This window comes from Roseomonas sp. TS2, assembly GCF_058833935.1.
On the sequence record NZ_JCACVY010000157.1, the window covers coordinates 1 to 10,480 of the forward strand.

Here is a 10,480-nt window from a genome sequence, read left to right on the forward strand (position 1 = left end):
CGCCTGCAGCACGGCGGGCAGCACGTCGGCCTTCACGCCCAGGCGGCTGGCCACGTCGGCCGGCAGCATGGCGGGCGCGCGGCGGGTCAGGTGGCCGAGCTCGCCGGCCACGCGCTCGGCGACGTCGAGCCGCAGCAGCACCGGCCCGGCCTGCACCCAGCCCATGGTGGCGGCGAAGCCCTCCGGCCAGCCTTCCGGCGGCGGCACGGAGACGAGGCCGCCGCCCGGCACCACCGGCACGTCGCACTCGGCCTTCAGCGCCCAGAGCTGGGCGCGGAGCGCCATCGGCTTGGGCTTGAGCATCTCGGGCAGATAGAGCGCGAAGCGCCCGGCGCGGATGCCGATGGCCTTCAGCTTCTGCCGCAGCTCGGGGTTCACCTCCGCCTCGGTGCCGCCGGGCACCAGGCCCAGATACTCGCGCAGGCGGAAGGCGGGGCCGCGCAGCGCGCCATCCTCGGCCGCCTTGGCCTCCACCACGTCGAGCGGGGCGAATTCCCGCTTGATGGCCGCCTCGATCCAGGTGGCGAGGCGGGCGCGGATACGCTCCCGCTGCGCGCCGTCCAGCAGGTCGGTGGGCAGCGGCTCGACCAGCGGCTTGTCCGGGGTGGGTCCGGGCCGCAGGCGGGCGACCTCGTCACCGTTCCAGGTGATGCGGTGGGACGGGGTCAGGGCGAAAGCGTCGTCGGACGCGGTTTCGATCTCAGTCACGCGCTTCGGCATCTCACTCTGCAGGGCACGGCGGGCGGCACGCAGGACAAGCTTGCGCTCCTCCCCATTACCCGCAGCGGCATCGGGTTCAAACACGAAACCCTTCACTTGGCCAACGGGGTGGCCTTCCACCACCACCTCACCCTGGCGGGTGACGGCGGAGAGGAGTTCGTCGGCGGACTCGTCGAGCCGGCGGATCAGGTGCGCCGCGCGGCGGTCGACGAAGCGGGCGGTCAGGCGCTCATGCAGCGCATCGCTGACAGCATCCTCGGCGGCGCGGGCGGCGTCCTGGAAACGGGCGGCGTCGCGCACCCAGTCTGCACGCGCCGCGATATAGGTCCAGACCCGAATCGCCGAGAGGCGCGTCATCAGCGTGTCGAGGTCGCCCTCGGTGGTGGCGCACTGGGCGATCTGCCCGGCCACCCAGTCGGCGGGCAGGTGCCCTTCCTTCGCCAGGTGGAGGAAGACGCGGGCGCAGAGCCGCGTGTGGCTGTCATCGGCCAGCTTGCGGAAATCCGGGATCTGGCAGGCTTCCCACAGCAGCCGCATGCGCGTCCGCCCGCGCGCCACCTGGCGGATCTCCTGGTCGCGCGAGAGGGCCTCGAGGGTGATGTGGTCGGTCGCGTCATTGCCCTTGGCGAGGCCGGGCACGGGCGGCGGGGCGGCCAGGCTGTCGAGCAGCGCGTCGATGCCGGAGAGGTCGAGATCGGCGTTGCGCCAGGCCAGCGTGCCGAGCGACTCGAAGTGATGGCCCTCGATCTTGGCCACCATCTCCTCCGGCAGGGGCGGGCAGTCGGCCGTCACGCCGAAGGTGCCGTCGCGCATGCCGCGCCCGGCGCGGCCGGCGATCTGCGCCGCCTCCTGCGCCGAGAGCGGGCGGGGGCGGTGGCCGTCGAACTTCTGCAGCGAGGCGAAGGCGACATGGTCCACATCCATGTTCAGCCCCATGCCGATGGCGTCCGTCGCCACCAGGAAGTCCACCTCGCGGTTCTGGTAGAGCGCCACCTGGGCGTTGCGGGTGCGTGGGCTGAGCCGGCCCATCACCACCGCGCAGCCGCCGCGCCGGCGGCGGATCGCCTCGGCGATGGCATAGACCTCGCTGGCCGAGAAGGCGACCACGGCGGAGCGCGGCGGCAGCCGCGTCAGCTTGGCGGGCCCCGCGTAGCGCAGCTGCGACAGCCGCGGCCGGGTCTCGATCTCGGCCTGCGGCACCAGCCGCTGCAGCAGCGGGCGGATGGTCTCGGCGCCGAGGAACATGGTCTCGACCATGCCGCGCGCATGCAGCAGCCGGTCGGTGAAGACATGGCCGCGGTCCGGGTCGGCGCAGAGCTGGATCTCGTCCACCGCGACGAACTCCACCCGCCGGTCGAGCGGCATGGCCTCCACCGTGCAGGCGAACCACTTGGCGCCGGGCGGCAGGATCTTCTCCTCGCCGGTGATGAGGGCGACACGCTCCTCCCCCTTCAGCGCCACCATGCGGTCGTAGTTCTCCCGCGCCAGCAGGCGCAGCGGAAAGCCGATGATGCCGGTCTCATGCGCCAGCAAGCGGGTGATGGCCAAGTGGGTCTTGCCGGTGTTGGTCGGACCCAGGACGGCCTTGACGCGCGCGGGAAACATGGAGGCGGTGGAGGACGAGTACGGGGAGAGAACGGGCATCTCGTGCCTAAGTGGGCCAAGCGAGGGGGCTTGGCAACCACGCTGCGCGCGGCGGGGCTTTTTAACGGAATGGCAGCACTGCCCCGCTGAGGATGCACTGGCCCTGCGGGCAGCCCGCATAGGGGGCGGCACGTCCGGAAGAGGGTGAGAGATTTCATGATCGGCTGGTTGTCGCGTTCGCTCGCCACACGCCTCTACGTCCTGCTGGGGCTGTCTGCGCTGGTGGCGCTGGTCACGGCCAGCTTCGCCATGTGGGCGCTCTCCAGCTACCGGGTGGAGGTGCAGGCCACGCAGCGGACCGGCGCGATCGCCTGGCGGGTCGAGCGGGTGAACGGGCGGGTCATGGAGGCGGTCTCGGACAGCCGCCTGCTGTATTTCGCCCAGCCCGGCAGCGATGCGGAGAAGGCGGCCGCCTCGCTGCGCCGCGCCCTGGCCGGGCTGCAGGCCGAGATGGAGGCCTGGCAGGCCCTGCTGCGGCCGGAGGAGCTTCCCGCCTTCCACGAATTGTCGCGCATCACCGGCGAGTTCGTGCGCTTCCGCACCGAGGTCGCCCGCGTCGGCGTGGAGACAGGGCCCCCCGCCGCCAACGCCATGGGCAACAACGAGGCCAACCGGGCCAACCGCCGGGCCCTGAACGAGATGCTGGACCGTGCCGCCAAGAGCGCCGAGGCGCAGAGCGAGCATGCGGCCCGGGAGGCCATCGCCTATGCCGACCGCCTCTCCACCATGCTGCTGGCGCTGGTCTGCACCGGCCTCGCCATACTGGGCGCAACGCTGATCGTCACCATCCGCCGCAGCATCCTGCGGCCGCTCTCGGCCGCCACGGGGGGCATCGCCAACATGGCGGCGGGCGATCTGGGCCAGCCCGTCCCCGGTGCCAGCCGGCCGGACGAGATCGGCGTGCTGGCCGGCGCGGCCGAGAGCCTGCGCGAGAATCTGCGCCATGCCGAAGGGGTGGAGCAGCAGGCGCGGGAAGCGGCGGAGGCCCGGCTGCGGCGCGCCGAGGCCTATGCCACGGCCGTGAGCGACTTCCGCCAGGAGGTGGATGCCGCCATGGCCGGGCTGAGCCAGGCGGCCGGGGCGGTGGAGAGCGCCTCCGCCACGCTGCGCGGCGTGGCCGACCGCACCGCCCGGGCGGGTGGCGCGGCGGCCAGCGCCGCCGATGGCACGTCGCAGGAGGTGCGCACCGTCGCCGCCGCCGCCGAGCAGATGGCCTCCGCCGTGCAGGAGATCGCCCGCCAGACGGCCGAGGCCACCCAGGTGACCGCCGGCGCCGCCGAGGCCGCCCGCCGCAGCGACCAGACGGTGCAGGGGCTGACCGAGGCTGCGGCGCGCATTGGCGACGTGGTGAAGCTGATCGGCGACATCGCCGGGCAGACCAACCTGCTGGCGCTGAATGCCACGATCGAGGCGGCGCGGGCGGGGGAGGCAGGCAAGGGCTTCGCCGTGGTGGCGTCCGAGGTGAAGAACCTGGCCGGGCAGACCGCCCGCGCCACCGAGGAGATCAGCAGCCAGATCACCGCCATGCGGCAGGCCACGGGCGCGGCGGTGGAGGCGATCAGCGGCATCGCCGGCACCATCGCGGAGGTGGACCGCATCAGCGGCAGCATCGCTGCGGCGGTGGAGCAGCAGGGCGCCGCCACCCGCGAGATCGCCCGCGCCGCCGCCGCCGCCGCGCAGGGCACGGGCGAGGTGGCGCAGCGCAGCGGCGAGGTGCGCGGCGCCGCCGGCGAGGCGCAGCAGGAGGTCGGCCGGCTTTCCGAGGCGGCGGCGAGCCTGCAGCAGCGCAACACCACGCTGCGCAGCGCGGTGGATGGATTCCTGCTGCGCATCGGGCAGGCCTGAGGCAGAAGGGAAGGGCGGGGGCGGCCTGCCCCTTTCTTCCCGACTCCTCTGGTGCCTGCCATCTCCGCCCTCCGCTTTCCCGTCCTGCGCCATGTCCTGCTGCTGAGCGCCATCTTCGCCGCCATCGGCGTCACGCAGCCCTTCCTGCCGGCCTTCCTGGCCGCCCGGGGCCTCTCGCCCGGCGAGATCGCGCTGGCGCTGGCACTGGGCTCGCTGGCGCGGCTGCTGGCCGGGCCGGCGGCCGGGCGCTGGGCGGACGCGTTGGGCGATGCCCGGCTGCTGCTGGGCGGGCTGGCGCTGCTGGGCCTGCTGGTGGCGGGCGGCTTCCTGGCGGCGGCGGGGTTGCTGGGCTTCATCCTGGTGCAGGTGCTGCTCGGCATCGCCATGGCGCCGCAGGTGCCCCTGGCCGACGCGCTCTGCCTCGCCGCCGCCCGCCAGGGGCTGTTCGACTACGGGCAGGTCCGCGCCGCCGGCTCGGTGGCCTTCATGGCGGCGGCGATGCTGGCTGGCTGGCTGGTGGGGGTGTGGGGCTATGGCGCCGTGCCGGTGCTGATCGGCGCCGCCATGCTGGCCACCCTGGCCGCCACCCTGCTGATGCCGCGCCCGCCGCCACAGCCCCCGCGCCAGGCGAAGGGCGGCTTCGGCGCCACGCTGCGCCTGCCCGGCTTCGCGCGGCTGCTGCTGCTCTCCGGGCTGATCCAGAGCAGCCACGCCGCCTATTACGGCTTCGGCAGCATCCACTGGACGGCGGCGGGGCATTCCACCGCCACCATCGGCCTGCTCTGGGCCCTGGGCGTGGTGGGGGAGGTGGTGCTGTTCCTGCTCGGGCGGCGGCTGATGGCGCGGGTCGGGCCACGCGGCATGGCACTGCTGGCGGCGGGGGCGGGGCTCCTGCGCTGGGGGCTGATGGCCGGCACCGTCTGGCTGCCCGCCCTGGCGCTGATGCAGGTGCTGCACGCGCTCACCTTCGGCGCCCAGCACCTGGCGGCGATGCACATGATCCTGCGGCTGGTGCCGGCCGAGCAGGCGGGCACCGCGCAGGCGCTGCACGCTGCCCTCGGCGTCGGCCTGCTGATGGGAGTGTTCACCCTGCTCTCGGGGCCGTTCTACGCCGCCTGGGGCGGCGGCGTGTTCCTGCTGATGGCGGGGCTCTGCGCCCTGGCGCTGCCGCTGGCCTGGCGCCTGCCGGCCCGCTGATGCGCGGCGCCGCTCAGTCCTCGGCCAGCACCGTGGTGGGCCAGGCGGGGGCGGCAGCGCTCACCCAGGCCGCGCCATCCCAGCGGCGCGGCTCGATGCGGGCCGCATGGTCCTGGATGATGATGCGGTTGTAGGCATTCGGCTCGCCGCGCAGTCGGGTGGAGATGGCCGAGCCGGCCTGCACCACCAGCAGCTCCGGCCGCTGCGAATCCGGCGCCGCGGCGCCGCGGTGCAGCCGCACATAGCCGCGGTGCAGATGGCCTGAGAGGATCAGCCGCACGCCGGCGCGCTGCAACGCCTCCAGCGCCGGCGCCGCGCGGCGGGCCAGGGGCGTGCCCGGGGCGTCCTCGGGTGCCAGGAAGGGGTGGTGGGCCACGACGATGCGGAACAGGCCGGGTGGCAATTCGTCCAGCCGGTCCAGCAGGCGCTTCAGCCGGTGGCGCTTCACCCGCCCGCCTTCCCAGGCAAGGTGCAGCCCGCCGCGCACCACCGTGTTCAGCCCGATCACCGCCACATGGTCATTGCGCCAGAACGGCTCCGTCTCGCCGCCGACGAAGCGGCGCCAGCGGCCGAAGGGGTCCAGGAAGCGCTCCCAGGGCCAGTAATTGGTGATGTCGTGGTTGCCGGGCACCACCAGCAGCGGCGCGCGCAGCGCCTCCATGAAGCGGCACGCCGCGCGGTACTCGCGCGAGCGGGCGCGCATCGTCAGGTCGCCGCTGATCACCACCAGGTTGGCCGGCTCGGCGTTCAGCGTCTCGATCAGCGCCTCCGCCACGCGCTCGTCCACCCGGCCGAAATGCAGGTCGGAGATGTGGTCGATGCGGTGCGGCAAGGTCATTGCGGGAATTCCTGAGGCGGGCATCGCGGAGGACGGGCCATGCGGCGGGCGGTGCGTTGCAGAACGCCTGGAGCGCGCGGAAGGATGCGCGGGCCCTCAGCCAGGCTCCGGCCCCTGCTCCTGCTCCTGCTCCTGCTCGGCTCCGGCCCCATGGCCGCGCGGCACCAGCACCTTCAACGCCCGGGGGTGGAGGCTGTAGTGCAGGGGGGTCTCCAGTAGCGCCGCCTCGCCATCGTTCATCACCCAGAGGTGGCGCTTGCGGGCGTGCAGGACAATGGCGGTCGCCTGGCGGCTGAGCAGGCCGGACTGCCGCCGCCACCGGCCTGCGGCCATGGCCAGCAGCAGCCGCACCACCCACCACAGGCCGAAACCGCGCGCCACATGCAGGGTCAGGATGCCGCCATCCAGGCGCGGCCGGTGGAACAGCGCGCCCGGCGCCTCGCCATAGGCGTTGTTCACAACCGAGAGGGCGCGGGTCCAGACACGCAGCACGGGCGCCACTTCGGGTGGCTGCCCTGGCGTGCCCAGGCGCAGCCCGAGCCGCAGCGGCGGGTGCCGCCAGAAGGCGCGCGCCGCCCCCACCACCACCCGCCAGCGCGAGGCCAGCCGCCCGTCGCCGCGGGAGCGCTCGCGGTGCTGGCCGATGCGGTTGGGCAGGCCGATGACGGACTGGCAGAGGAAGTTCTCGCCATTCACCTCCGCCAGATCGATCGGCGCCACATGGGCATCGCCCAGGGCGGCGGCGGCCTCCAGCGGCGGCATCGGCAGGCCGAGGTCGCGGGCCAGCAGGTTCATGGTGCCGAGCGGCAGCACGCCGAGCGCCACGCCGGTGCCGCGCAGCGCGGCGGCGGCGCTGCGGATGGTGCCGTCGCCGCCGCCGATGATGAGGGCCTCGGGGGCCGTCTCCAGCGCCAGGGCGATGCGGCCGGGCAGGTCCGGCGCCGCGTCGGGGGCGATGACGGTGAGGTCGAAGCCGGCGCGGCGCAGCGCTTCCGGCAGGGCCTCGGCGAGTCCGGGCTCGCCCAGCAGCGTGCCGGAGCGGGGGTTCAGCAGCAGGGTGGCGCGCATGGGCAGGGGGGTTCTCCAGCGCCCGAACGCGGCCTGAGCGGGGCGGTTGCGGGGCGACATGGCTGGCGGATGGCTTTTTGGCCAGATGGCCCGCAGTTCAGGGGCAATTCAGGAAGGCTTCACCATTGGGAACGATACTCGACAGCGTCGCGCAGCAGAGGAGACATTCCCATGAACTGGACCACCCGCCAGCGGCCTCTCACCGCCCGCAACATGCTGCGGGGCCTGATGGCCCTGCCCTGGAACGCGCCACTCTTCGGGCCGCTGCGCATGCAGCGGCCGGAGAACTGAAGCCGCCCGCCCCCTGAACGCGGAAAGGGCGCGCCCCCGCCCGGGGACGCGCCCTTTTCCTGCCTGCCGCCCGGAGGGACAGGGCTTGCGCCACCGCCCCCGCCGCTCGGCGCGGCCTCAGGCGGCCTTGGCCATGTTGCGCAGCACGTAGTGCAGGATGCCGCCATTCTTGTAGTACTCGACTTCGTCGGCCGTATCGACGCGGCACTGCACCTGGGTGGTGGTGGTGGTGCCGTCCGGGCGGTGGATGACGAGGTCCAGCACCATGCGGGGCTTCAGCTCCTCGAGGCCCAGGATGTCGATGGTCTCCTCGCCGGTCAGGCCCAGCGTCTCGCGGTTCTCGCCCGGCTTGAACACCAGCGGCAGCACGCCCATGCCGACCAGGTTCGAGCGGTGGATGCGCTCGAAGCTCTCGGTGATGACGGCCTTCACGCCCAGCAGGAAGGTGCCCTTGGCCGCCCAGTCGCGCGACGAGCCGGTGCCGTATTCCTTGCCGCCGAAGATGACGAGCGGCGTGCCCTCGGCCTTGTAGCGCATGGCCGCGTCGTAGATCGGCATCACCTCGCCCGAGGGCTGGTGCTTCGTGATGCCGCCCTCGATGCCGGGCACCATCTCGTTCTTGATGCGGATGTTGGCGAAGGTGCCGCGCATCATCACTTCATGGTTGCCGCGGCGGGCGCCGTAGCTGTTGAAGTCCGCCTGCCGCACCTGGTGCTCGCCCAGATACTCGCCGGCGGGGGAGGTCTTCTTGATGTTGCCGGCCGGGCTGATGTGGTCGGTGGTGATCGAGTCGCCCAGCTTGGCCAGCACGCGGGCGCCCTGCACCGAGGCGATCGGCTTCGGCTCGGCGTCCATGCCCTCGAAATAGGGCGGGTTCTGCACGTAGGTGGAGCCGCCGTTCCACTTGTAGGTGTCCGACCCGGCATCGACGCGGATCGCCTGCCACTGCTCCGGGCCCTTGAAGACGTCGGAATAGCGGGCCTGGAACATCTCGCGCGTCACGACGGCGGCGACGGTGTCGTTCACCTCCTTCTGCGTCGGCCAGATGTCCTTCAGGTAGACGGGCTGGCCGTCCTTGCCGGTGCCGATCGGCTGCGTCGTCACGTCCAGCGTGATCGAGCCGGCGAGCGCGTAGAGGACGACGAGCGGCGGCGAGGCCAGGTAGTTGGCGCGCACGTTCTGGTGCACGCGGCCCTCGAAGTTGCGGTTGCCCGACAGCACCGAGACGGCGACCAGCTTGTTGTCCTCGATCGCGTCGACGATCGGGTCCGGCAGCGGGCCGGAATTGCCGATGCAGGTGGTGCAGCCATAGCCCACCGTCTGGAAGCCCAGCGCGTCGAGGTGCTGGCTCAGCTCGGCCTTGTTCAGGTAGTCCGTCACCACCTGGGAGCCGGGGGCGAGCGAGGTCTTGACCCAGGGCTTGGGCTTCAGGCCCAGCGCGTTGGCCTTCTTGGCCACCAGCCCCGCCGCCACCAGAACGTAGGGGTTCGAGGTGTTGGTGCAGGAGGTGATGGCGGCGATCACCACGTCGCCATGGCCGAGGTCGTAGTTGGCGCCGGCCACCGGCACGCGCAAATCGGCCTTGTCGCCGGGCACGCCGAGGTTGCCGGAGGCCAGCTCTTTGGCGAAGGCGGGGGCGGCGTTGTCGAGCGAGACGCGGTCCTGCGGGCGCTTCGGGCCGGCCATGGACGGCACCACCGTCGCCATGTCCAGCTCCAGCGTGTCGGTGAACACCGGCTCCGGCATGCTGGAATCGGCGAACATGCCCTGCGCCTTGTAGTACTCGCGCACCAGGTTGATGCGGTGCTCGTCGCGGCCGGAGAGGCGCAGGTAGTCCAGCGTCACCTCGTCGACCGGGAAGATGCCGCAGGTGGCGCCGTATTCGGGCGCCATGTTGCCGATGGTCGCGCGGTCGGCCAGCGCCATGTCGGCCAGGCCCGGGCCGTAGAACTCGACGAACTTGCCGACGACGCCCTTCTTGCGCAGCATCTGCGTCACCGTCAGCACCAGGTCGGTGGCGGTGACGCCCTCGCGCAGCTTGCCGTGCAGGCGGAAGCCGATGACGTCGGGGATCAGCATGGCGATGGGCTGGCCCAGCATGGCCGCCTCCGCCTCGATGCCGCCGACGCCCCAGCCCAGCACGCCGAGGCCGTTCACCATGGTGGTGTGGCTGTCGGTGCCGTAGCAGCTGTCGGGGTAGGCGAAGGTGTCGTCGCCGTCGGTGGCGGTCCAGACGCCCTGCGCCAGGTATTCCAGGTTCACCTGGTGGCAGATGCCGGTGCCGGGGGGGACGACGCGGAAGTTGTTGAACGCCTCCTGGCCCCAGCGCAGGAACTCGTAGCGCTCGCCATTGCGCTCGAACTCGATGTCGACGTTCTTCTGCAGCGAGGAGGCGCTGCCGGAGACGTCCACCATCACCGAGTGGTCGATGACCAGATCGACGGGAACCAGCGGGTTCACGCGCTTCGGGTCGCCGCCGAGCTTGGTGATGCCGTCGCGCATCGCGGCAAGGTCGACCACGGCGGGCACGCCGGTGAAGTCCTGCATCAGGATGCGGGCGGGGCGGAAGGGCACTTCCTTCTCGCTGCGGCCTTCCTTCACCCACTCGGCCACCGCCTCGGCGTCCTTCACCGAGTAGCTGCGGCCATCCTCGAAGCGGAGGATGTTCTCCAGCAGGACCTTCAGGCTGAAGGGCAGGCGGCTGACATCGCCGATGCTCTTCGCCGCCTCGGGCAGGCTGAAGTAGTGGTAAACCTTGCCGTCCACCGTCAGGGAGCGACGCGCCTTCAGGCTATCCTGCCCGATCATCCGCATGGTCCGGGGTCCCCTCAATATTTGCTGCGAACGCTGCCGCTTATTACACGGGGAGCGGCCACG

General features: G+C 72.2%; 5 protein-coding genes and 1 pseudogene. 2 read left to right on the forward strand and 4 right to left on the reverse strand.

Annotated features, from left to right (window positions below; genetic code table 11):
- On the reverse strand, positions 1-2,364 hold a 2,364-nt coding region (locus ACZJYS_RS19085; RefSeq protein ID WP_493179952.1), incomplete at its 3' end, for a helicase-related protein.
- Positions 2,365-3,162: 798 nt separating this feature from the next.
- On the opposite strand from ACZJYS_RS19085, the pseudogene ACZJYS_RS19090 reads away from it, so the two are divergent.
- Both ACZJYS_RS19090 and ACZJYS_RS19095 read left to right on the forward strand, forming a co-directional pair.
- Positions 3,163-4,209 (forward strand): annotated as a pseudogene (locus tag ACZJYS_RS19090) (methyl-accepting chemotaxis protein); the annotation flags it as partial.
- Positions 4,210-4,260: 51 nt separating this feature from the next.
- Entirely contained in the window at positions 4,261-5,406 is a 1,146-nt protein-coding gene (locus tag ACZJYS_RS19095; RefSeq protein WP_493179953.1) for an MFS transporter, read from the forward strand.
- 13 nt (positions 5,407-5,419) lie between these two features.
- Here the strand turns inward: ACZJYS_RS19095 and ACZJYS_RS19100 are convergent, their stop codons facing one another.
- The 3 genes from ACZJYS_RS19100 to acnA all read right to left on the reverse strand — a co-directional run bounded on the left by ACZJYS_RS19100 (position 5,420) and on the right by acnA (position 10,417).
- Positions 5,420-6,244, reverse strand: coding sequence for a metallophosphoesterase family protein (locus ACZJYS_RS19100; RefSeq protein WP_109516215.1), 825 nt, complete (start codon positions 6,242-6,244; stop codon positions 5,420-5,422).
- Positions 6,245-6,340: 96 nt separating this feature from the next.
- Positions 6,341-7,312 carry a diacylglycerol/lipid kinase family protein gene (locus tag ACZJYS_RS19105; protein ID WP_493179954.1) on the reverse strand — a complete coding sequence of 324 codons (972 nt, stop codon included), beginning with the start codon at positions 7,310-7,312 and terminating at the stop codon, positions 6,341-6,343.
- 408 nt (positions 7,313-7,720) lie between these two features.
- Positions 7,721-10,417: an aconitate hydratase AcnA gene (gene acnA, locus ACZJYS_RS19110; RefSeq protein ID WP_493179955.1), complete on the reverse strand. Its 2,697-nt coding sequence runs from the start codon at positions 10,415-10,417 to the stop codon at positions 7,721-7,723.
- Between the last annotated feature and the right edge of the window lie 63 nt (positions 10,418-10,480).